General features: G+C 68.3%; 20 protein-coding genes and 1 tRNA gene. 10 read left to right on the top strand and 11 right to left on the bottom strand.

From position 1 onward, the window contains the following. Window positions 1-3 precede the first annotated feature (3 nt). The 3 genes from EP26_RS22455 to EP26_RS22465 form a co-directional block, all read right to left on the bottom strand. Complete coding sequence (locus EP26_RS22455; RefSeq protein ID WP_052214184.1) at window positions 4-900, bottom strand: carbohydrate ABC transporter permease; 897 nt, start codon at window positions 898-900, stop codon at window positions 4-6. Then, complete coding sequence (locus EP26_RS22460; protein ID WP_043342068.1) at window positions 900-1841, bottom strand: carbohydrate ABC transporter permease; 942 nt, start codon at window positions 1839-1841, stop codon at window positions 900-902. Before EP26_RS22460 ends, EP26_RS22455 begins: the two co-directional genes overlap by 1 nt. A gap of 62 nt (window positions 1842-1903) precedes the next feature. Then, complete coding sequence (locus tag EP26_RS22465) at window positions 1904-3265, bottom strand: ABC transporter substrate-binding protein (protein WP_043342069.1); 1362 nt, start codon at window positions 3263-3265, stop codon at window positions 1904-1906. 186 nt (window positions 3266-3451) lie between these two features. Between EP26_RS22465 and EP26_RS22470 the strand changes: the two genes are divergently transcribed. From EP26_RS22470 to EP26_RS22480, 3 genes are read left to right on the top strand one after another with little or no spacing between them, the layout of a single operon-like run. Further along, window positions 3452-3781 (top strand): hypothetical protein, encoded by a 330-nt coding sequence (locus EP26_RS22470; RefSeq protein WP_043342070.1) that lies wholly within the window; start codon window positions 3452-3454, stop codon window positions 3779-3781. A 42-nt stretch (window positions 3782-3823) separates the two neighbouring features. Continuing rightward, window positions 3824-4807 carry a threonine ammonia-lyase gene (locus tag EP26_RS22475; protein WP_043342071.1) on the top strand — a complete coding sequence of 328 codons (984 nt, stop codon included), beginning with the start codon at window positions 3824-3826 and terminating at the stop codon, window positions 4805-4807. Beyond that, on the top strand, window positions 4807-5448 hold the full coding sequence (locus EP26_RS22480) for a DUF1345 domain-containing protein (protein WP_052389537.1): 642 nt from the start codon (window positions 4807-4809) through the stop codon (window positions 5446-5448). The genes EP26_RS22475 and EP26_RS22480 overlap by 1 nt, the downstream gene beginning before the upstream one ends. Here EP26_RS22480 and EP26_RS22485 read toward each other — a convergent pair. Both EP26_RS22485 and aceA read right to left on the bottom strand, forming a co-directional pair. Beyond that, window positions 5445-5639: a hypothetical protein gene (locus EP26_RS22485; protein ID WP_043342072.1), complete on the bottom strand. Its 195-nt coding sequence runs from the start codon at window positions 5637-5639 to the stop codon at window positions 5445-5447. The two genes, EP26_RS22480 and EP26_RS22485, sit on opposite strands and share 4 nt — an antisense overlap. A gap of 62 nt (window positions 5640-5701) precedes the next feature. After that, window positions 5702-7039 carry an isocitrate lyase gene (gene aceA / locus EP26_RS22490; RefSeq protein WP_043342073.1) on the bottom strand — a complete coding sequence of 446 codons (1338 nt, stop codon included), beginning with the start codon at window positions 7037-7039 and terminating at the stop codon, window positions 5702-5704. Between the two features lie 145 nt (window positions 7040-7184). Between aceA and EP26_RS22495 the strand changes: the two genes are divergently transcribed. The 3 genes from EP26_RS22495 (at window position 7185) to EP26_RS22505 (ending at window position 10017) form a co-directional block, all read left to right on the top strand. Further along, entirely contained in the window at window positions 7185-8585 is a 1401-nt protein-coding gene (locus EP26_RS22495; RefSeq protein ID WP_043342074.1) for a helix-turn-helix domain-containing protein, read from the top strand. Between the two features lie 173 nt (window positions 8586-8758). Beyond that, complete coding sequence (locus EP26_RS38230; protein ID WP_043342075.1) at window positions 8759-9466, top strand: cold-shock protein; 708 nt, start codon at window positions 8759-8761, stop codon at window positions 9464-9466. Window positions 9467-9570: 104 nt separating this feature from the next. Then, complete coding sequence (locus tag EP26_RS22505; RefSeq protein WP_043342076.1) at window positions 9571-10017, top strand: RrF2 family transcriptional regulator; 447 nt, start codon at window positions 9571-9573, stop codon at window positions 10015-10017. Here EP26_RS22505 and EP26_RS22510 read toward each other — a convergent pair. Then, window positions 10010-12319 carry a xanthine dehydrogenase family protein molybdopterin-binding subunit gene (locus EP26_RS22510; protein WP_043342077.1) on the bottom strand — a complete coding sequence of 770 codons (2310 nt, stop codon included), beginning with the start codon at window positions 12317-12319 and terminating at the stop codon, window positions 10010-10012. The genes EP26_RS22505 and EP26_RS22510 overlap by 8 nt on opposite strands. Next, window positions 12319-12924 (bottom strand): 2-hydroxychromene-2-carboxylate isomerase, encoded by a 606-nt coding sequence (locus tag EP26_RS22515; RefSeq protein ID WP_043342078.1) that lies wholly within the window; start codon window positions 12922-12924, stop codon window positions 12319-12321. Before EP26_RS22515 ends, EP26_RS22510 begins: the two co-directional genes overlap by 1 nt. Window positions 12925-13018: 94 nt before the next feature. On the opposite strand from EP26_RS22515, the gene EP26_RS22520 reads away from it, so the two are divergent. Next, on the top strand, window positions 13019-14248 hold the full coding sequence (locus EP26_RS22520; RefSeq protein WP_043342079.1) for an ABC transporter substrate-binding protein: 1230 nt from the start codon (window positions 13019-13021) through the stop codon (window positions 14246-14248). Window positions 14249-14257: 9 nt separating this feature from the next. On the opposite strand, the gene EP26_RS22525 is transcribed toward EP26_RS22520, so the two are convergent. Continuing rightward, on the bottom strand, window positions 14258-14908 hold the full coding sequence (locus tag EP26_RS22525; protein ID WP_043342080.1) for a 3-oxoacid CoA-transferase subunit B: 651 nt from the start codon (window positions 14906-14908) through the stop codon (window positions 14258-14260). After that, a complete protein-coding gene (locus EP26_RS22530) occupies window positions 14905-15645 on the bottom strand; it encodes a CoA transferase subunit A (protein ID WP_052389538.1) in 741 nt (246 codons plus the stop codon). Before EP26_RS22530 ends, EP26_RS22525 begins: the two co-directional genes overlap by 4 nt. A 119-nt stretch (window positions 15646-15764) precedes the next feature. Here EP26_RS22530 and EP26_RS22535 point away from each other — a divergent pair. Continuing rightward, window positions 15765-15839: transfer RNA gene (locus EP26_RS22535), tRNA-Gly, on the top strand. 367 nt (window positions 15840-16206) lie between these two features. Here the strand turns inward: EP26_RS22535 and EP26_RS22540 are convergent. Next, complete coding sequence (locus EP26_RS22540; protein WP_043342081.1) at window positions 16207-17106, bottom strand: DMT family transporter; 900 nt, start codon at window positions 17104-17106, stop codon at window positions 16207-16209. A gap of 675 nt (window positions 17107-17781) precedes the next feature. Between EP26_RS22540 and EP26_RS22545 the strand changes: the two genes are divergently transcribed. Continuing rightward, a complete protein-coding gene (locus tag EP26_RS22545) occupies window positions 17782-17997 on the top strand; it encodes a hypothetical protein (protein ID WP_043342082.1) in 216 nt (71 codons plus the stop codon). Window positions 17998-18368: 371 nt separating this feature from the next. Further along, on the top strand, window positions 18369-18830 hold the full coding sequence (locus EP26_RS22550; RefSeq protein WP_043342083.1) for a YdcF family protein: 462 nt from the start codon (window positions 18369-18371) through the stop codon (window positions 18828-18830). A 128-nt stretch (window positions 18831-18958) separates the two neighbouring features. On the opposite strand, the gene EP26_RS22555 is transcribed toward EP26_RS22550, so the two are convergent. Then, entirely contained in the window at window positions 18959-19960 is a 1002-nt protein-coding gene (locus EP26_RS22555) for a Bug family tripartite tricarboxylate transporter substrate binding protein (protein WP_052389539.1), read from the bottom strand. Window positions 19961-20863: the final 903 nt, after the last annotated feature.

Genomic DNA, 20863 nt, shown 5'->3' on the forward strand with positions numbered 1-20863 from the left:
GGCTTATCCCTTCGTCGCACCGGCGGTCAGGCCGGCGATGTAATAATCCATGAGGAAGGCGTAGACGACCACCGGCGGCAGCGCCGCCATCAGCGCGCCCGCCATGATCTGACCCCAGGCGAAGGTGTCGCCGCGGATGAGCTGGGAGACGACGCCGATGGTGAGCGGCATGTGCTCCGGCGTGGTCACGAAGGCCGTCGGGTAGACAAAGGCCGCCCAGGAGACGGTGAAGGCGAAGATCGTCGCCGCGATGATGCCGGGCAGCGCCACGGGGATGAAGATCTTGGTCAGCATCTGCATCCAGCCGGCGCCGTCGATCAGCGCCGCCTCGTCCAGCTCCTTCGGGATGGAGGCGAAGTAGCCGATCATGATCCAGGTGCAGAAGGGCACCGTCAGCGTCGGGTAGATCAGGATCAGGCCCCAGATGGAGTTCAGCAGGCCGAGGCTGCCGACGATCTGGTAGAGCGGGATGAAGAGCAGCGTGTCCGGCACCAGGTAGGTGAGGAAGACGCCGGTCGCCAAGGCCTGGCTGCCCCAGAACTTCATCCGCGCCAGCGAGAATGCCGCCAGCACCGAGATCACCATGGAGATGGCGACGACGCAGAGGGTGATGATCACGCTGTTGACGAAGAAGCCGCGAAAGAGCGGGTTGGCGATCAGCTCCTTGTAGTTCTCGAGCGTCGGCGCCCGGACGAGCCAGGGATTGCCCGAGAGATTCGAGATCTCGGAGCTGCTCTTCAGGCTGGTGACCAGCATGTAGAAGGGCGGGGCGAGGAAGATGATCGTCGCCACGATCAGCGAGGCATAGGCCGTCCAGAGCGCCCAGCGGCGCTCCGACCGGAGGCTGCCGAGCTTCTTTCCCGTGTAGGAGGCGATGGTGTTCGCGGTGCTGGCGGACATCACATCTGCTCCTTGTTGCGGCGGTTGATGCCGCGGAGGATGAAGTAGGCGAAGACCGCGAGCACCGGGAACATGAAGAGGCTCACGGCGGCGCCGCGCGGCAGGTTGCCGGACAGGATGCCGACCTGGAAGGCGTAGGAGGCGAAGACCTGCGTCAGGTCACGCGGCCCGCCATTGGTGAGCACCCGGACGATGTCGTAGTTGGCGAAGGTCACGATCAGGCTGAACAGCACGGTGATGGAAATGATGTTCTGCATCATCGGCAGCGTGACGTAGCGCAGACCCTGCCAGCCCGTGGCGCCATCGATGGCGGCCGCCTCGTAGAGCTGGTCGGGCACCGATTTCAGCGCCGCCAGGTACATGATCATGAAGAAGGGCGAGCCGTACCAGACATTCACCAGGATGACCGAGAAGCGCGCCCACCAGGGCTCGCCCAGCCAGGGCACGGCCGGCACGGCGAAGATGTTCAGCAGCCAATTGATGGAGGAGTAGGACGGGTCGAACATCCACCACCAGCCGAGCGTGGACAGCGCCGGCGGGATGACCCAGGGGATGAGCAGCATGCCGCGCCACTTCCGCTGCCCCTTGGCCGGGATGTGGTGGAGCATATGCGCCAGCCAGAAGCCGATCAGCGCCTTGGCGATCACCGCCCCGACGGCGAAGATGCAGGACTGCATGATCACCATCCAGAAGGTGTCGCTCTCGAGCAGGATCTCGAAATTGCCGAGGCCGATATTGGCGGTCATCCGCCGGTTGAGCGTCGAGAGCCACATGGCATAGCCGGCCGGATAGACCACCAGCCCGCCGATGAGCGCGATCAGCGGCAGCGCCATCAGGAAGGCGATGGTGGACCGCCGCCTGGCGAAGCGCTGCATGGTGTTGGCGCGCCCGCTCCCGGCCGCTGCCGGTGCGCCGGCGACAAGAGTGCCGTCCGCGGCCATGATCCGTCCTCCCTGGGTAGTAGCAAGCGTGGCGGGCGGCACCGGCCGCCCGCCCGTGATCGTCAGCCGCCGCGGACGATCGTCGTCAATTCACGCTCCAGCCAGCCGAGCGCCTGGTCGACCGTATCGCCGCCCTGGGCGACGCGGGCGATGACCTTAGTGTTCAACGCCTGGACGTACATCTGCGCGGCGAACTCGCCGGGCGCCGGGGCGAAGGCGATGGAAGGCTTCGCCTTGTGGTGCGGCTTCAGCGGGTAGTTGTAGACCGTGCCGACGGGCGGGCCCTCGGTCTCCCAGATCTTGAAGTCGGTCATGGTCTCGAAGGGCGGGATGTCGTAGCCGCTGGTCTTGCTGGTCAGCGCCTCGGCCGAGCTGCGCTCGCCGAGGAATTCCAGCAGCGCCTTCGCCGTCTGCTTGTTGCGGCCGAAATTCCAGATGCCCGAGGTCCAGGGGAGATAGGCGAGGAAGCGCCCCTCTGGCCCGGCCGGCATGGGGATGGTCCAGCACTTCTCGGCCACCTGCGGCTGGTCGCGCTTGGCTACCGCCCAGGCGGAGGGCGGGTTGAAGACGAGGGCCGAGCGGCCAGAGATCAGCGCCCGGTTGTTGGAGGCATCGTCCCAGGCCCAGACGTCGTTCGGCAGCGCCTTCGAGAGCCGGACGGCATATTCGATGGCGGTGCGAAGCTTCGGGTTGTTGCGGACAGTCGGCTTGCCCTTCTCGTCCATCATCGAGGCGCCGTAGCTGGCGAAGAGCGCGCCCACCCAGTCCACCGCGTCGGAGAAGGCGCCGAGCGGCAGGCCGAAGGGATAGCCGGCCTTGGCGCATTTCTCGGCGGCGGTGAGGAAGGTGTCCCAGGTCCATTGGTCGGCGCCGGGGCCGGGCTGGCCGCTGGCCGGCCACATGGCGCGGACATCGAGGCCGGCATGCTCCTGCATCAGGTCGAAGCGGACGCAGGCCGGCTTGTTCTGGGTACCGGAGGTCGCCGGCACGCCGCGCCAGGCGCCCTCGCGCTTCGCCAGATACTCGGCGACCGGGTTGATCGGCCCGTATTTGGCGATGAGGCGGTTGATGACGTCATCCACCGGCTCCAGCACGGAAGCATAGGTGCCGACATCCCAGGGGGCGAGCGAGATGATGTCGTGGCCGCTCTTCGACTGCGCCTGGGCGGCGCCGGCGAGCTGGAGCTGGTTGCCCGTGGTGTTGATGAAGTCTAGCGTCACCTCGACGCGGTTCTTCTCGCTCCATTCCTTGACCAGGGCGCGCATGGCGTCGTTCCCGGTCGGGACCCAGTGATCCCAGAAGGCGACGCGGAGGCTGCCGCCCGTGCCCTGGGCGTGAACCATCGGGGCGCCGAGAGCCCCTGCCGCGATCACGCCGGCACCCGAGCGCAGTGCCCCGCGCCGGGTCATTCCCTTGCCTGTCATTCTTGTCGTCCTTCCCCTGCGGGCGAGGGGTTATCCCGCACCATCCCTGTCGCGGACCTGTCCCGGCCCCGGGCATGACTGTGGCGCAGCCCTGACCCGCTGACAACGGGGGGGTAATGGATGTGGCGGGAACGTGGGGCGCAGCCGGCCGTTTGGGCGACAATCCGTGACATAAGGACCGTCCCGATGCGTACCATCACTGGCCTGTTCGATTCGCGCGCGGAAGCCGAGCGCGCGGTCGAGACCCTCGTGCAGCAACTCGACTACCCGCGTGACCGAATCCAGGTGCAGGCCGCCGGGGCGGACAATGCCACCGCCGGCACGCAGGACCGACGCAGCGAATCGCATCACGGCTTCGATCGGGGCCATGGCGGGGGCGAGGGCATCCTCGTCTCGCTGCTCATCGAGGACGATCAGGTGGAGAAGGCGACCCGGGCGCTCGAGACCAATGGCGGGAAAATCGCCGAGCAGGCACAGGGCGATCAGCGGCCGGGGGCGCAAAGCCCGGATATCTGAACCCGGCTTGCCGCCATCTCGCCCGGGGGCGAGCATGGCGGTATGCAGGACCTCCCGACTTTCGCCGATATCGAGGCTGCCGCCGGCCGGCTGCGTGGCCTCGCCCTTCGTACCCCGATGCTGCGCCACCCGCTGCTCGACGAGTTGACCGGCGGCACCATCCTGGTGAAGCCGGAGCCGTTGCAACGGACCGGCAGCTTCAAGCTCCGTGGCGCGTTGAATGCCGCCCTCCAGCTGCCGCCCGAGGCGCGGCGCGGCGGCGTCGTCACCTATTCCTCGGGCAACCATGCGCAGGCGACGGCCTGTGCGGCGCAAATGCTCGGCATGCCGGCGGTGATCGCCATGCCGGCGGACGGCGCCGTCATCAAGCGCGAGGCGACGCGGCGCTGGGGCGCCGAGATCCAGCTCTTCGACCGGCATGACGTGGATCGTGAGGCGCTCGCCGCCCGGCTGGTGGCGGAGTGCGGCGCCACCTTCATCCCCCCCTTCGACCATCCGCATGTCATCGCCGGCCAGGGCACGCTGGTGGTGGAACTGGTGGAGGATGCGCGGGCGGCGGGCCTCGCGCTCGATGCGCTGGCCGTCTGCACCGGCGGCGGCGGGCTGGTGGCCGGCTGCGCCCTGGCGATGGAGGCGCTGGCGCCCGGTGCGCAGGTCTGGGCGGTGGAGCCGGAGGGCTGGGACGACACGCGCCGCAGCCTCGCCGCCGGGGAGCGGCTGGCGAATGACGGGCAGGGCGACGGGCTCTGCGACGCGCTGCTGGCGCCGCGACCCGGCGTGCTGACCTTTGCCGTCAACCGGCGGCTGCTCTCCGGCGGTCTGGTGGTGACGCCGGCCGAGGTGTTCCACGCCATGCGCTTCGCCTTCGACCATCTGAAAGTCGTCGTCGAGCCGGGCGGGGCGGTGGCGCTGGCGGCGCTGCTGGCCGGCAAGCTGGAGGCGCGTGGCCGGTGCTGCGGCATCGTCCTCAGCGGCGGCAATGTCGATGCGGCAGTCTTCGCCCGGGCGCTCGGTGCAACAGGGTAATGTTGCCCTGGCTGCGCAACCGGCTGATTCTTTGGGCCGCGGCCGGGCTCGGCCTGCTGTCCGGCGGCTTGGGCTGGCTGCTCGGCTTGCAGGTGCCGAGCGCCGTGCTGGCTGGCTGGTGCGTCGCGGTCCTCGCCGATGCGATCCCAACCTTCGCCCGGATGCAGCGGGCAACGCCGGAGATGATCCGCCGCCGGGCCGAGGAGCTGGACGAAGGGGAGACGGCCGTGCTCTGCGCCAGCCTGGCCTCGGCCATCGCCTCGCTCGTCGCGGTGTTCTGGTACCTGGCCTCGGCCGAGGGAAAGCCGGGGCCGGAGGAGATCGGCCCGGCCCTGCTGACCATCGCCCTCTCCTGGGGCTTCGTGCACCACCTCTTCGCGGTGCGCTACGCGCATGAGTATTGGCAGATGGGCGGACGCGGCCTCGACTTCCCGAAGGAGGCGGAAGCCGAGGAGGAGCCGAACTTCAACGACTTCCTCTATTTCGCCTTCACCGTCGGCATGACCTTCCAGACCTCCGACGTCGCGGTCAGCGCCCGGCTGCTCCGGCAGCTGACGCTGATCCACGCGCTGGTCTCCTTCCTGTTCAACGCCGTCATCGTAGCGGCGGCGGTGAACCTGGCGGCGGGCCTCGTCGATTAGATGTGCGCTTCGCGGCCGCGCTCGGAGCAGGCCCAGCCATGCTCATGGACGAGGCCGTCGTCGTAGCAGTCATCGGCCAAGGCGATGCGGCGGGGCTCCGGCTCGGCCGGGGCTTCCTCGCGCCAGGGCATCGGCTCGGCCGCCCAGCCATGGGAATGGACCGGGCCGTCATCGTAATCGTCGTTGGACATGGGACGTCCTCCTCTCGGGTCGGGGGAAGGGGGGCCCCGCACCGCGGCGCGGGGCCAGGTGCTCACTTCGCAGGCGCGGGCTCGCGCGCCGGCGCGTGATCGTGGAACTGGGCGGCTTCGGTGCTGGTGGCGAGCGCCGTGGTGCTCGACTGCCCGCCGCCCGCCGCCGTGGCGACCGCGTCGAAATAGCCGACGCCCACCTCGCGCTGGTGCCGGATGGCGGTGAAGCCCTCCGCCTCGGCGGCGAATTCCGCCTGCTGGAGCTCCGAATAGGCGCCCATGCCGCGGTCCTTGTAGCCGCGCGCCAGCTTGAACATGCTGAGGTTCAGGCTATGGAAGCCGGCCAGCGTGACGAACTGGAACTTGTAGCCCATGGCACCCAGTTCGCGCTGGAACACCGTCGCCGCCTCGATGCCCATCTTCCGCTGCCAGTTGAAGCTCGGCGAGCAGTTGTAGGCGAGCATCTTGCCTGGAAATTCGCGCTGGATCGCCTCGGCAAAGTCGCGCGCATCCTGGAGGTCGGGGTCGGAGGTCTCCCACCAGAGCAGGTCGGCATAAGGCGCATAGGCGAGGCTGCGGGCGATCGCGTATTGCTTGCCCATCCCCGGCCTGATGCGGAAGAAGCCCTCGGGCGTCCGCTCATCGGTGATGAAGGGCTGGTCGCGCTCGTCGATATCGGCGGTCAGCAGCTGCGCGCTCTCGGCATCGGTGCGGCAGAGGAGGACGGTGGGGACGCCCTCGACATCGGCGGCGAGGCGGGCGGCGTTCAGCGTGCGGATATGCTGCTGGATCGGCACCAGCACCTTGCCGCCGAGATGGCCGCATTTCTTCTCCGAGGCCAGCTGGTCCTCGAAATGCACGCCGGCAGCGCCGGCATCGATCATGGCGCGCATCAGCTCATAGGCGTTGAGCGCGCCGCCGAAGCCGGCCTCCGCATCCGCCACGATCGGCGCCATGTAGTGGGTGTCGTCGCCCTTGCCCTCCTGCACCGCGATCTGGTCGGCGCGGCGCAGCGCGTTGTTGATGCGGCGGATGACGTTCGGGACGCTGTCGATTGGGTAGAGCGACTGATCGGGGTACATGGTGCCAGCGGTATTGGCGTCGGCGGCGACTTGCCAGCCCGAGAGGTAGATGGCCTTCAGCCCCGCCTTCACCTGCTGCAAGGCCTGCATGCCGGTGAGCGCGCCGAGGGTGTTCACATAGGGCTCGGTCTTCAGCAGCTGCCAGAGGCGCCGCGCGCCCCGGTTGGCCAGCGTGTGCTGGATGCGGAAGCTGCCGGCGAGGCGGGCGACATCGGCTGGCGTGAAGTCGCGGCGGATGCCCTCGAAGCGACCTGGGTCGGGCTGCTTACCCCCGAGGCTGCCATCGGGCGCGAAGCAGGGGGCAGGTGTCTGGCGCATTCGTGTCTCCAGTCCATCACGTCTCGTTGGACGAGTGAATAATTCACATTGCCGGGCCGGAGTTCAGCGCCTAGATCGCTTACGAGGCTGCAAACCTGTCGGTGCTCTCACAGGAAAGCGGCGAAAAATGTAAAAGGTGTGAAGCGTGACACGTCCGCTGATCGGTCGCACCGTCCGCCGCCTGCGGCAGGAAAAGGGCTTGGCGCAGCAGGCGCTGGCGGCCCGCCTCGGCATCTCGGCCAGCTACCTGAACCTGATCGAGCACGACCAGCGCGCCGTCACCGCCAGCCTGCTCATCAAACTGACCGAAGCCTTGCAGGTCGATATCGCCGCGCTCTCCGGCATCCGCGAGAAGGCGCTGGAGACCGGGCTGCGCGAGGTGCTTTCCGACCCGCTGCTTGGCCTCGACGAGGTGCCGGAGGACGAGATCGCCACCATCGCCGGCAGCGCGCCGCATGCCGGGCGGGCGATGCTGGCGCTCTATCGCGCCTGGCGGGTGGCACGGGAAGACAGCGGCGGCATCGCCTTGCCGACCGGGCGCCGCCTGCTGTTGCCGACGGAGGAGGCGCGCGACTTCTTCCATGACCGCGCCAACCATTTTCCCATGCTGGAGGCGAAGGCGGAGGCGATCGCCGCCGAGATGCGCACGACGCTGCCCTCCGAGATGAACCATGCCGTCGCCCAGCGGCTGCGCGAGCGCCACGGCCTCACCGTCGTCGTCGGTCCGCTGCCCGGCACGCTGCGCCGCTACGATCCGCAGGGACGGCGGCTCGACCTCTCGGAATCGTTGCCGCGCGAGAGCCGCGGCTTCCACCTCGCCTTCCAACTCATGCTGCTTGAGGCGGGCGAGGCGGTGCAGGCCGCGCTCGGCAGCTTCGAGCCGTCGAGCCCGGAGGCGGCGGCGCTCATCCGCATCGGCCTGCTGAACTACGCCGCCGGCGCCCTGCTGATGCCCTATGGCGCCTTCTCCGCCGCCGCGCGCAGCCTGCGGCATGATGTGGAGGCACTGGCGGCGCGCTTCGGCGTCTCCTTCGAGCAAGCCTGCCACCGCCTCACCACCTTGCAGCGCGAGGGAGCGCGGGGCGTGCCCTTCTTCTTCCTGCGCGTCGATCCGGCGGGGAATGTCGACAAGCGGTTCAGTGCCGCGGGCTTCCCTTTCGCTCGTTTCGGCGGCAGCTGCCCGAAATGGATCGTGCATCACGCCTTCGCCATGCCGGGCCAGGTGCGGGTGCAGCTGGCGCAACTGCCCGATGGCGGTACTTTTCTGTGCTTCGCTCGCACCGTGCAGGGCGCGCCGACGCGTTGGGGCGAGCCGGCGGCGGTGCAGGTGGTCGCCATGGGCTGCGACCTCTCGCGTGCGCCGGAGGTGGTCTATGGCGATGGGCTCGACTTGGAGAAGGCGATGGTCGGAATCGGTCTGTCCTGCCGGCTCTGCGACCGGCTCGATTGCCGCAGCCGCGCATTTCCGCCGCTGGAGCATCGCCTGGCGCTCGACCCGCTGGTCACGACGGCCGCGCCCTACCAGTTCAGCATGCCGAGGAGGTGAGGTTGCGTCGATTTATCGCCCCGCCATCGCTCCCGCGTCGAACTGCCACTTGACCGCGGCTCGCTGTACCGCGAGTTTTGGCAATCGCCAGACCTCGGTTCCCCACGGGCCGGGACGGCGGGCCGTGCACCAAGGAAGGGGCATGGCTTCAGGAGCACCGAAGAGTTTCCGATATGGCCAAGAACGAGAGCTGGCGCCCCCGTAAGCCCCGCAAGCGCGGCTTCGACGACGATACACCCGACTTCCCGGGCGGTTGGGCCCCGCCGCCGCCCAGCTTCTCCAGCGGCGGTCCGCCCATGGCCCGCACGCCTTCCGTCTTCGCCTCCGGGCCGGAGCTAAAGGCCACGGTGAAGTGGTTTAACCCCGAGAAGGGCTTCGGCTTCGTCGAGCTGGGCGATGGCTCGGGCGATGCCTTCCTGCACGTCTCGGTACTGCAACGCGCCGGCACCGATGCGGTGAACCCGGGTGCCGGGCTCCGCGTCCGCACCGGGCCGGGGCAGAAGGGCCAGCAGGTGACCGAGGTGATCGAGATCACCAGCCCCGGCGAGGCCCAGGCCCCGCGCGGCGGCGGCATGTCCGGCGGCTATGGCGCGGGTGGGGGTGGCGGCTTCGGCGGCCCACGTCCGCCCCGCGCCCCGGGCGGCGGCGGTGGCTTCATGCCGCAGGGCGATGCGCAGGAGATGCGCGGCACGGTGAAGTGGTACAGCCCGGAGAAGGGCTTCGGCTTCGTCTCCCCCGAAGGTGGCGGGCGCGATGTCTTCGTCCATGCCACGGCGCTGGAGCGCAGCGGCCTCACCCCGCTGGCCGAGGGCCAGGCGGTGGTGATGAAGGTCGTCCAGGGCAAGAAGGGCCCTGAGGCGGCAACGCTGACGCGCGACTAAGCGTGAAACATCCCGGACCGCCTTACGCGGTCCGGGCCTTGCCGGCAGTCAGGCATCAGCATATCACGGTCTCAGGGCGTTGAATCGCCAGGGGAGGTGTGCGGATGCTGCTGCGGCGCGAAAGGGCGATGACGGCCATCGCCATCATGCTCGATGTCGCCTTCCATGCCGGGCGGAGCGAGGCGGTGAGCGCCGCCGACATCGCAGAGCGGCTGGGCCAGGCCCGACGAGGCATCGAGCCCGTGCTGCAATCCCTCTCCCGCGCAGGCCTGCTCGACAGCATCCGCGGGCCGAAGGGCGGCTACCGCCTCGGCCGGCCGCCGCGCGACCTGCGCCTCGCCGAGATCGTCTCCACCGCTCTCGACGAGGACGGCGCGCCGGATGCGCCCCAGGGACGGCTTCAGGCCGCCGTGGTGGCACCGCTGTGGAGCGAGATGGAGGGTCTCTGCCGCGACCATCTCACCAAGCTGACCGTCGCCGACCTCATCAAGCGCGCCGCCGCCGCCGGGGTGAAGCGGCCGGTGGTGGAGCCGCTGAACTTCGTCATCTGACGCGGTTGCCGATCGCTCGCCAGACCCGTTCCGCCGTCAGCGGCATGTCGAGATGGGTGATCCCGAGTGGCGCCAGCGCATCCAGCACCGCCACCACCACGGTCTGCGGCGCGCCGATCGCGCCCGCCTGGCCGGATCCCTTCACCCCGAGCGGGTTGGAGAGGGTGGGCAACTCGCCGAAGGCGACCTCGAGCGGCGGCAGGTCCTCCGCGCGGGGAATGCAGTAGTCCATGAAGGAGGCGGAGAGAAGCTGGCCAGAGCCCGGCTCATAGGCCACCTCCTCCAGCAGCGCCTGGCCGATGCCCTGGGCGAGGCCGCCCTGCACCTGCCCCGCCGTCAGCAGCGGGTTGATGAGGCGGCCGTAGTCGTCGACCGCTTGATAGCGCAGCAGCGCCACCTGCCCGGTCTCCGGATCGATCTCCACCTCGGCGCAATGGGCGCCGGAGGGGAAGGCGACGAGTTCCGAGAGGTTCATCGCCTCGGCGTCCAGCCCAGGCGGGGTGCCCTCGGGTAGGTTGGCCGGGTCGCGCGCCGCCTCGGCGACGGCCGTGAGCGCCACGCTGCGCTCCGTTCCTCGCACCCGGAACTGGCCTTCCGCATAGTCCAGCGCTTCGGGCGCCGCCTGGAGCAGATGGGCGGCGATGGGCCGGGCCTTCTCCAGAACCGTATCCATCGCCATCACCAGCGCCGTTCCGCCGACATGCAGCGAGCGGGCGCCGCCATGGCCGTTGCCGAAGGGGATGGCCTCCGTATCGGCCTGGACGAGGCGGAAGCGCTCGGCCGGTAGGCCGAGATGGGCTGCGGCGAATTGCGGGAAGCTGGTCTCATGCCCCTGGCCGTTGGACTGGGTGCCGAGGCAGAGCTCCACCATGCCATCCGCCGCGAAGCGCACCGCCGCCCATTCATGCGGCGCGCCGCGCGAGGTCTCGAGGAAGCAGGCGATGCCGAGGCCGCGCAGCCGGCCACGCGCCTTGCTCTCCGCCTGCCGGGCGGCGAAGCCGGGGCGATCGGCCAGCGCCTCCAGCTCCGCCAAGTTGTCGACGAAGCGGCCGGTATCCATCAGCATCCCGAGCGCGCTGCGATGGGGGAAGCGGGTGACGAGGTTGCGCCGGCGCAGCTCGACCGGGTCCATGCCGAGCTGGCGCGCCGCGGCCTCGACCAGCCGCTCGGTGAGGTAGTTGGCCTCCGGCTTGCCGGCGCCGCGATAGGCATCGACCGGCGCGCTGTTGGTGAAGGCACCCGTCACCTCCAGCCGGATGGCGGGGATGGCATAGACGCCGCCGATCGCCGTCGAGACGGAATTGGTTGGGCAGGCCGGGCCGTGGGATGAGCAATAGGCGCCCATATCGGCGGCGAGGTCGGCATGCAGGGCGAGGAACCGCCCCTCGGCATCGAGCGCGAGGCGCGCCCGGCCGCGCAGGTCCCGCGCATGGACGGCGGCCTGGAACTCCTCCGTGTAGTCGGCGGTCCACGCTACCGGCCGGCCGAGGCGCCGCGCCGCCAGCAGCAGGCAGACATATTCGGAGAAAAGGAAGTTCTTCAGCCCGAAGCCGCCGCCGACATCGGGGCAGTGCAGGCGGAAATCCTCCTCCGGCAGGTGGAAGACGTCGCGGGCGAGCTGGCGGCGGATACCGTGCACGCCCTGGCCGCTCAGCATCAGGTCGAAGCGCCCGCCTTCCCAGCGGGCGACAGCGCCGCGCGGCTCGATCGGCGCGGCATGGACGCGGTTGTTGACGAGGTCAAGCTCCACCACATGCGCGGCCGCGGCGAAGGCAGCGTCCACGGCCGCCTTGTCGCCGCGCTCGAAGCGGAAGGCCTTATTGCCCGGCGCCTCGGGCCAGATCTGCGGTGCGCAGGGGGCGAGCGCCGCGCGGCTCTCCACCACCGCCTGCAGCGGCACATAGTCGACGGCGATGGCTTCGGCCGCATCGCGCGCCTGGGCGGCGGTCTCGGCGACGACGAAGGCGATGGCCTCGCCCACATGCCTCACGGCCTCGCCGGCCAGGGCATGGCGGGGAGGGACGATGATCGGAGCGACGGTCGCCACCACGGCCGGGCAGGGCAGGGGGCCGATGCCCTCCGCCATCAGGTCCGCATGGGTCAGCACCAGCCGGACACCCGGCATGGCCCGCGCCGCCGTGGCATCGAGGCCAAGGATGCGCGCATGCGCATGCGGCGAGCGTAGGGCGACGCCATGGAGTGCCCCTGGCACGGGAATGTCGCCCACATAGCGCCCCTGGCCGGTGAGGAAGCGGAGATCCTCCCGCCGTCGGACGGAGCGGCCGGCCTCGCCCTCCGGCATCAGCCGCGCGCCAGCCGGCGGGCGACGAATTCCAGCCGGTCCTGGCCCCAGAAGATGTCATCGCCGATGACATAGGTGGGCGCACCGAAGACGCCGCGGGCCAGCGCCCGCTCGCTATCGGCGGCGCGCATCTCGGCCCAGCGCGGCTCCTGGCCGAGTTCGAGCACCGCCTTCCCGTCGAGCCCGACCTCATCGGTCAGCCGGGCGAGCGTCGCCTCATCGCCCGGGTCCAGTTCATCCTCCCAGCAGGCCTTCAGGATACGGTGGGCGAGGCGGATGGCAGGGGCATCGCCCATCGTCTCGCGGACTGAGATGACGCAGGTGGCAGCGGGCAGCTCCTTGGCCGGGAAGTGCTTCGGCTTGATCTGGATGGGAATGCCGAGCGCCTCGCGCCAGCGTGCCAGCTCCTGAAGGCGGTAGGCCTGGCGCTGCGGGCTGCGCTTCGGCAGCGGCAGGCCGCCGGAGCCGGCGAAGATGGTGCCGAAATCGACCGGCCAGATGCGGAGGCTCGCGCCATGCTGCGCCGCCAGCGCTTCGATCCGCGCCGCGCCGAGATGCGTCCAGGGCGAATTCAGCGAGGCGTAGTAGTCGATATGCAGGCTCATGGCGGCGTTCCTCCGGCTGTGGGACAGTCTGCATGCTCGGGGCGGCCGCGGGAATAGCGCGATGAAGGCCCCATCAAGCGGAGGAACATCCAGGATGAACAAGAACGGGACGACCCTGCCGCGACGGGTGGCGTTGCTGACTGCCGCAGCCATCTGGCCCGCGAGCCGCGCCCTGGCCCAGGCATCCGACGGGGTGGTGAAGCTCGGCGTGCTGGACGACATGTCCGGCCCCTTCGCCGATCAGCAGGGCATGGGCGATGTCGTCGCCGCGCGCATGGCGATCGAGGATTTCGGCGGGCAGGTGCTCGGCAGCCCGGTCGAGCTGGTCTTCGGCGACCTGCAAAACCGCCCGGATATCGGCATGGGCATCGCACGGCGGTGGTACGACCAGGAGCGAGTGGATGCGATCTTCGGCATCGGCAATTCCGCCGTGGCGCTGGCCGTGCAGCAGCTGACGCGGGAGAAGGGCCGCATCAACATCTCCGTCGCGGCGGGGACGACGGAGCTGACGGGCCGCGCCTGCTCGCCGAACGGGCTGCACTGGACCTATGACAACTACGCCCTCGCCCGTGGCACCGTCTCCGCCATGATCGGCGAGGGCAGGCGGCGCTGGTACTTCATCACCTCCGACTATGCTTTCGGCCACTCGCTGGAGGCCAACGGCATCGAGGCGGTGCGGGCGCTGGGCGGCGAGGTGGTCGGCACCACGCGGGCGCCGCTCAACGAGACGGATTTCTCCACCTACCTGCTGCGCGCGGCGCAATCGGGCGCCAATGTGCTGGGCCTCGCAGTGGCCGGGACGGACCTCATCAACGCGGTGAAGCAGATGGGCGAGTTCGGCCTGATCCGGCGCGGCATCCAGCCGGCGGCGCTGCTCTGCCTGCTCACAAACGTCAAGGCGATCGGCCTGGAGACGGCGCAGGGCCTGGTCTTCACCGAGGCCTATTACTGGGACAGGGACGAGGCATCGCGCGCCTTCGCCGCCCGCTTCGCGCGGCTCCACGGCCGGCCGCCGACCATGTTCCAGGCGAGCATGTGGGGCGCGGTGACGCATTACCTGAAGGCGGTGAAGGCCGCGGGCACCGATGCCGCGCCCGCCGTCATGGCGAAGATGCGCGAGATGCCCATCGAGGACTTCATGACCAAGGGCGGCCGCATCCGCGAGGATGGCCGCATCATCCGCGACATGCTGCTGATGCGAGCCAAGCGTCCGGCGGAGTCGCGCGGCGAATGGGACCTGCTCGAGGTGGTGAAGACCATCCCCGGCGACCAGGCCTTCCGCCCTGCCGCCGAGAGCGAGTGCCCTGCGCTGCGGCCGACCTGACCGCGCGCCTTATGCGGGCAGCAGCGGCGCCCCCGTCGCCTGCTGCGCCGCCTCGAAGCTGACGCCCGGCGCCAGCTCGCGCATTGCGAAGCCTTCGCCCGACGGGGCGAAGAGGCCAAGATTGGTAGCGACCAGGGTGACGACGCCGCGCGCCGTCACCGGCAGGGTGCAGGCGCGGAGCAGCCGCGGCTCGCCCTTCCGCGTGGTGTGTTCGAGAATGATGAAGACGCGCTTCGCGCAGGCGGCGAGGTCCATCGCGCCGCCGATGCCGCCGCCCTTGGTGCCGCCCATTTTCCAGTTGGCGAAGTCGCCATTGGCCGCGACCTCATAGGCGCCCATCACCGTCACGTCGATGTGGCCGGAGCGGATGATGGCGAAGCTGTCGGCATGGTGGATGATGGCCGCGCCTGGCTTCAGCGAGACATTCTGGCCGCCGGCATTGACCAGATGCAGGTCCTCCTGACCCGGCGGCAGTACCGGGCCGTAGCCGATGACGCCGTTCTCGGCGTGGTAGGTGATGTCGCGGTCGCCGATATCGGTGTTGGAGCAGAGCGTCGGGATGCCGACGCCGAGATTGACGATCCAGCCATCCTGGAACTCGCGCGCCAGGCGGTCGGCCATCTGCTGGCGGTCCCAGCCCCTGCTCGTCGTGGCGCTCATGCCGTGCGCTCCTGGCGGCGGGCGGTCCAGAGTGCCTCGGGCGCTGGCGGGATTGGCACCAGGCGGTGGACGAAGATGCCGGGGGTGTGGATCTGGTCCGGGTCGAGGGCTCCGGTGGGGAGGATCGGCTCCTCCACCTCGACGATGGTCGTCTTCGCCGCCATCGCCATCAGCGGACAGAAATTTCGCTGCGAGAGGCGGAATTGCAGGTTGCCCGCCGCATCGGCCCGCCAGGCGCGGATCAGCGCGTAGTCGCAGGGGAGGGCGTATTCGAGCAGGTACTCCCGGCCGTTGATCATCCGCGTCTCGCGGCCCTCGGCCAGCTCCGTCCCGACCGCGGTCGGGGTGTAGAAGGCGGGGATGCCGGCGCCGGCCGCGCGCAACCGCTCGGCGAGGGTGCCCTGCGGCACCAGCTCGGCTTCCACCTCGCCGCGTTCGTAGAAGGGAGTGAAGGGCAGCACATCGGTTGGACGGGTGGCGGCGGTGAAGGCGCAGACCACCTTCGCCACCTGGCCGTTCTCCACCAGCATGCCGATATCCGGCATCCGTGGCTGATGCGCCCCGCCGGTGGTGTTGGCGATGCAGGTGAGGCGGCGGGCGCCTTGGGCCAGCAGCGCCTTGGTCAGGTTGTAGGGGGTGCCCGGCCCGGCGAAGCCGCCGAAAGCGATGGTCGCGCCATCCGGGATATCCGCCACCGCCTCGGCGAAGCTGCCAACGCCCTTGCCGCGCCTGCTCATGCTGCTCTCCTCCCGCTTTTGGTCGAAGCGTGACCCGCGCCGGGGCGCGCGTCCAGTCCCGGCAAGAGGGGGGTTGCACGCCAGGAAAACTGTGGTACACGGGCGCCTCGCCGGACGGTGCGGGCGTAGCTCAGGGGTAGAGCACAACCTTGCCAAGGTTGGGGTCGAGGGTTCGAATCCCTTCGCCCGCTCCATTCGGTCTCAATACAACATGTCTCTCCCGACTAGGGCATCGCGCTGAGGCGCAGGTTTGGCTTGGGTTTCCGCGTTAACCTTGATGGTGCAGCGGCGGAACAGAGCCGGGTTTTCTCTCCGAAGTGCCAGAGAGTCTCCGGACCTTGAGGGTAGGACGATTTAACTCTCAAGCTCTATCACATTGAGATCGCACGATTTTCGGACGGGATGCTTGCACCATATTCAGCGTGGCGACCGCCTGCCGGTCGAAGCTGCGAACCCAATCAGTCTCTCCGCTCCCAAGCTTTCGCCCTCTGCGGGCCTCAAGAAACCAACTGCCTCAATTCCAGCGGGGCCTATCCGTCTGGCGGATACCGCTGGCATCGCTCAGTCGGCCTGCTGATGCGTCTCCGCCACTGGCGGTACTGCGGGCCGCCGAACTACCAGAGCGATCGCGCCCAACACACAGACCAGGGCCGCTAGGTCGAAGGGGCCAATCGCGCGCTGCACGAGCACCGCGCTGCTGGCAACACCGATGCAGGGCACCACCAGCAGCGAGAGGCTGGCCACGCTGGCCTTCAGCCGCCCCACTAGGGGGAACCACGCTGCGTAGGCGAGGGCGTTGGCGAAGACGACCATGTAGAATAGGCCGAATAGTCCGCGCTCGGCATCCAGGTGCAGGTAGGTCGTGTTCTGTAGCAACAGCCACACTATAAGAGCAGGAGGCGTTCCCAGCAGCAGCTGCCAAGCCGTGATCAGCAGCACGGGGCTGCGGAAGCGCAACTTCTTGCTGAGCACCGTACCTGCGCCGAAGGTACCGCCCGCCATCAGACCCAGCGCCACGCCAAGCCCGTTTGGGCCCTCGGTTCCCGTAGTGCCTGCCAGCACCAGCAGCACGGCCGCGAGCCCAAGGCCGAGTGCCATCAGGGTACGGCGGTCCAACCGCTCGCCCAGCACCGGCACCGCGAGCAACGAGGCCCAGAGCGGCATGGTGTAGTTCAGGATGGCGGCCTGACCCGGTCCGACCAGCATCACGCCGGCAATCAGCGCGAAGGGGAAGATCACCATGATCAGCAAGCTGAGCGCGAGCACGCCACGCCACTCCTCGCAGTGCGGCAGGATACGCTGGCCTGGGGCGCGCAGGCAGAGCAACATCAGCAAGGTCCCGGCACCGGCATTAGCCAGCAGGCGGGCGGTGATCAGGTCTACCGCCTCCAGCGTCCAGGCCATAAAGGGATAGCTGAGACCCCAGCAGAGCCAGACGATGAGTAACAGGAGCCAAGTCACGCTACAGGCTCGTCGCGTCTGCGGTACGGCCAGGGAAGCGTGCGCTGGTGTTCCATCCGGGCCGCCTTGAGAAGCGAAGATACCCCGACGCGGTCGTGCCGGGTAGGGATGTTGCCGACGGTAGGCGGGCCGGCACTCGTGGTCCATGGCTTGCGGCCACCGATTGGGCAACTTGCGGGGTGAGCTTCTCGACCGTCGCGCCGGGGAGTGGCAGCACAGTGTTCAGGCTCGGCAGGAGAGGATTTGACGCAGTGCGTTTGATCGATTTCGTCGATGACAAGGACGACGCAGCTGCGGTTGGGGCCAATGGTCCGAAGCGCTTACTGCCTCCAGTCGGCTTCCGCGCATCCTGTCGCTCCTATCCGAACCACTTCGCTGGAGCGCAGTTTGGTCTGGATTTTCAGCGTGTTCATCGCCTGCCGGCCGAGGGTGTGAACCAAATCGGCTTCTCTGCCCCCAAGTTCTTGCACTTTCCGGAGCCCCGTTAGGAGCGGCTTGGACTCTGGTTGCAGGAGGTCGCCCGGACCATAGCCGCACAGCTGATCCGATCCAGGCACCTCGATGGTACCGATAATGGGAGCTACGATTTTGCTCCCGCGGTGTGACCGGCCGCACAACACATCGGAACTGCCCCCAACGTCCAATCTTTCGCTCTATCTATTCAAGGAGCCAAAGATGCCGAACGATAAGCAGAAGGGAACCGGGGAGCCCGGCTGGACTGCGGAGGAGAAGAGCAAGGGAGCTCCCACCTCCAGCGACGCCGGCGAAGCGGGCGAGGCGGTGCCCAAGGCAGGCTACGGCGGCGACGAGCGCGCTGCAACGGAAGCCGCGGCGGCACGGGTGGAGGAGGACTCAAAGGGCGAGGCCGGCCCTGAGGATCGTGAGCGATAACTACTCCGCATCCAGTTTCAAACCTACAGTCCTGCCGCTAGCGGCTGGCCAACGCATTGCCGGAAGGCCGTAGGCAATAGAGCGGAACTTTGATTGCCAAGGTGGAGGCGATTCAGCCTCGGCATAGGACAGCCGGCAAAGACGCGTCAGACCTGACTGGTCTCGCGTCGCCTTCCGATTATGCTCAGGCCCATGCAACAATATGACGCAGTCCTTGTGCCCGGGGGTGGCCTGCGACCAGGCGGCACCCTTCCCCCCTTCGTGCTGAACCGATCAGAGGCGGCCCAAGCCCTGGCAGGCGAGGCGCCCATCATCCGCTGAGTGCCCACACCGTCCATCGCGCCCCACCACTCGATGCTGCGGGCTTTCCGGTGCTGGAATCGGTTGCCGCTGCGGAGATCCTGCTGGCGCGCGGCGTGCCGGCGGCTCGGATCTGGGCTGAGACGGCATCCCTCGACACGATTGGAAACGCCTATTTCGCCCGGGTAATCCACACCGATCCCGCCAGTCTACGGCGGCTGTTGGTAGTGAACTCGGAGTTCCACATGCCACGGACCCGGATGATCTTCGACTGGGTCTTCAGCCTTCCCCCAGCCGATCCGCCCTACACCCTGGACTATCATACCGTCCCGGATTTTGGCCTAACGGAGGTGGGCATTGAGGCACGACGCGCGAAGGAGGTGGCAAGAATGGAGGACCTGCGTCGTACGATTCCTCGCATCGCCAGCCTTGCCGCGCTGCACCGCTTTCTGTTCATCGAACATAGGGCTTATGCCGCGGGAGCCGATCCCCAAAGCGATGCCCCGCCGGCTGCGGCGCTGGAGAGCTATTGATCAGGAGAGGTGCCATGCCAACGCCTCATTGCTCTATTGCCGTTGCTCCCTGCAGCTCATATCCGCTGATCACCGCCGCAGCATTCTCAACGGCATGCCACATGGGCAAATCGGAAGGCCTGCTGCTGTCACCCGGTGGCGTAGAGATCGAGGCTCTGCGCGAGCTCCTCCCACTGACGGAGGGTCCGCTCGACCGACTTGCGGAACGCCGGCGGATCCTCGTAGCCGGGAACGGTGTCGATGGCGCGCAGCCGTCGCACCATCTCTGCGCTAGTTGCGACCGTGCGGAAGGCAGCGGTCAACTGATCCAGGATGGGCTGAGGGACCCGTGCCGGTGCGAAGAGGCCAGTGAAGCCTGTGAAGTCGAAAAGGCGGGAATAGCCAAGCTCGAGAAGCGTCGGCACTTCGGACGCGAGCGACGGCACACGATCTGCCCCGCCGGTTGCCAGCGGCCGGATACGCCGCGTTCGGATCATCTCACCTGAGGCCGTCATGCTGTGGAAGCCGCCGTGGAAGTTGCCGGCCAGCAGGTCCTGCAGCATGGGCGCTTCGCCCCGGTAAGCGACTTGCGTCACGCGAAGCCGTGCCTCCTGCGCCAGCAGCAGGGCATAAGCGTGCCCTGTCGAGCCTTGGCCGTAGTTGCCGAAGGCAAGCTCGCGCCCGCGGCCCCAATCCACGAACTCGGAGAGCGTCGTCACAGACGCCGGCACGGTCGGCCCGATACAAAAGGTGATGGCGGTGGTGCCGAGGCGTCCTACCGGGAAGAAGTCACGCACCGGGTCGTAGGGGAAGGGGCGGAAAGTCACTGGCGCCTGCACATGTGTCGTAATGTTGTAGAGTAGGGTGTAGCCGTCCGGCACGGCCTTTGAAGCGGCCTCTGCCCCCACCATTCCGCCAGCGCCGGCACGGTTCTCGATCAGGACCGGTTGGCCGAGTTCGGTCTGCATGCCCTCAGCCACCAAGCGGGCCCACACGTCGGTGCCGCCGCCGGGCGGGAAAGGGACAATGAAGCGGATGGGCCGGTCTGGGTAGCGCAACCCGCCCTGGCCTTGGCCATATCCCTGGGCGCGGGCGATGGCGGGAATGGCAAGCGCCTGGGCAGCAAGGCCTAGGAAAGAACGACGGTGCATAGGTGATCCTCCCGTGTGGTGACCGCTCTCCGGCGGCTGCTCACGGACGTCATGAAACATGCGATGCCTACCGGCGCGCAGGAAAATCACTGGGCTCCGGAGGTCGTGAGACAAGGCGGTCCTGCCGGCCGCCGACCCCTCCCGCCCTCACCTTCTGTCCCGTAAGGCCCAGCTTCGGGGGCGATGCGATGTTCCAAGTAAGAACACAGGATGGGCAGCTTCGCGCCCATCTCGGTTATCTGCGTTGCGGGGTGGGTCGCCCGAAAGCGGACCTGGCCTGCTAATTAAGAAATGGCGCTTAGGGAGGAGAGCGGACCAACCGCTCCAGTCGACATAGGGGCCAACGAGCAGGATCCGCGCCGCTGGAGACGTAAGGCGCCCGTGTGGCGACCTGACCGAGGAGGCTGGACCAGAGGCACTCCGCATGAGGCGTGCGGCCGGCCAAACGACCCTCCGCCGGGGTGTCCACCACGGGACAATGAAGCCTGGGCTCGAACTCTGGGCTCGCTCGCACCCCGGCCGTCGGCAGTTCTAAGTTAAGGGCACCTACACTGTGGTCACTGGACGAGGACCTGGGGCACCCGGAAGTGATAGACTGATGGCAATCTCGCCAACATCCTGCCTGAGCGGTGCCACGATGGGGCCTCCTTCCGGCTTCACAAGCGCCAGCAAATGACGTGTGTTGGCAGCGAGAACCGGATGACGTGCAGTCCCAGGAGTTCCGTCGTGCTCGCTCTCTGCGCCGCTACACTCGGGGCCTGCGATGCGACGGTTTATAGCGCATACACCCCGCTCGGTTAGAGGCCGGCTTATCCGCTGGGATATGCGGCGCCAGTTGTTCCGTCGGTGCCCTACGCCGCTCCGGGAAAGTTGGCCATCGTTGTGGGGCGGACATGATCGCTG

Origin of the sequence: Belnapia moabensis DSM 16746, from assembly GCF_000745835.1 — a bacterium.
Lineage (GTDB): Bacteria > Pseudomonadota > Alphaproteobacteria > Acetobacterales > Acetobacteraceae > Belnapia > Belnapia moabensis.

Excerpts from the sequence above, each read along its gene's own strand:
- EP26_RS22455 (WP_052214184.1), bottom strand. The coding sequence starts at position 900 with ATGTCCGCCAGCACCGCGAACACCATCGCCTCCTACACGGGAAAGAAG.
- EP26_RS22460 (WP_043342068.1), bottom strand. The coding sequence starts at position 1,841 with ATGGCCGCGGACGGCACTCTTGTCGCCGGCGCACCGGCAGCGGCCGGG.
- EP26_RS22465 (WP_043342069.1), bottom strand. The coding sequence starts at position 3,265 with ATGACAGGCAAGGGAATGACCCGGCGCGGGGCACTGCGCTCGGGTGCC.
- EP26_RS22470 (WP_043342070.1), top strand. The coding sequence starts at position 3,452 with ATGCGTACCATCACTGGCCTGTTCGATTCGCGCGCGGAAGCCGAGCGC.
- EP26_RS22475 (WP_043342071.1), top strand. The coding sequence starts at position 3,824 with ATGCAGGACCTCCCGACTTTCGCCGATATCGAGGCTGCCGCCGGCCGG.
- EP26_RS22480 (WP_052389537.1), top strand. The coding sequence starts at position 4,807 with ATGTTGCCCTGGCTGCGCAACCGGCTGATTCTTTGGGCCGCGGCCGGG.
- EP26_RS22485 (WP_043342072.1), bottom strand. The coding sequence starts at position 5,639 with ATGTCCAACGACGATTACGATGACGGCCCGGTCCATTCCCATGGCTGG.
- aceA (WP_043342073.1), bottom strand. The coding sequence starts at position 7,039 with ATGCGCCAGACACCTGCCCCCTGCTTCGCGCCCGATGGCAGCCTCGGG.
- EP26_RS38230 (WP_043342075.1), top strand. The coding sequence starts at position 8,759 with ATGGCCAAGAACGAGAGCTGGCGCCCCCGTAAGCCCCGCAAGCGCGGC.
- EP26_RS22505 (WP_043342076.1), top strand. The coding sequence starts at position 9,571 with ATGCTGCTGCGGCGCGAAAGGGCGATGACGGCCATCGCCATCATGCTC.
- EP26_RS22510 (WP_043342077.1), bottom strand. The coding sequence starts at position 12,319 with ATGCCGGAGGGCGAGGCCGGCCGCTCCGTCCGACGGCGGGAGGATCTC.
- EP26_RS22515 (WP_043342078.1), bottom strand. The coding sequence starts at position 12,924 with ATGAGCCTGCATATCGACTACTACGCCTCGCTGAATTCGCCCTGGACG.
- EP26_RS22520 (WP_043342079.1), top strand. The coding sequence starts at position 13,019 with ATGAACAAGAACGGGACGACCCTGCCGCGACGGGTGGCGTTGCTGACT.
- EP26_RS22525 (WP_043342080.1), bottom strand. The coding sequence starts at position 14,908 with ATGAGCGCCACGACGAGCAGGGGCTGGGACCGCCAGCAGATGGCCGAC.
- EP26_RS22530 (WP_052389538.1), bottom strand. The coding sequence starts at position 15,645 with ATGAGCAGGCGCGGCAAGGGCGTTGGCAGCTTCGCCGAGGCGGTGGCG.
- EP26_RS22545 (WP_043342082.1), top strand. The coding sequence starts at position 17,782 with ATGCCGAACGATAAGCAGAAGGGAACCGGGGAGCCCGGCTGGACTGCG.
- EP26_RS22555 (WP_052389539.1), bottom strand. The coding sequence starts at position 19,960 with ATGCACCGTCGTTCTTTCCTAGGCCTTGCTGCCCAGGCGCTTGCCATT.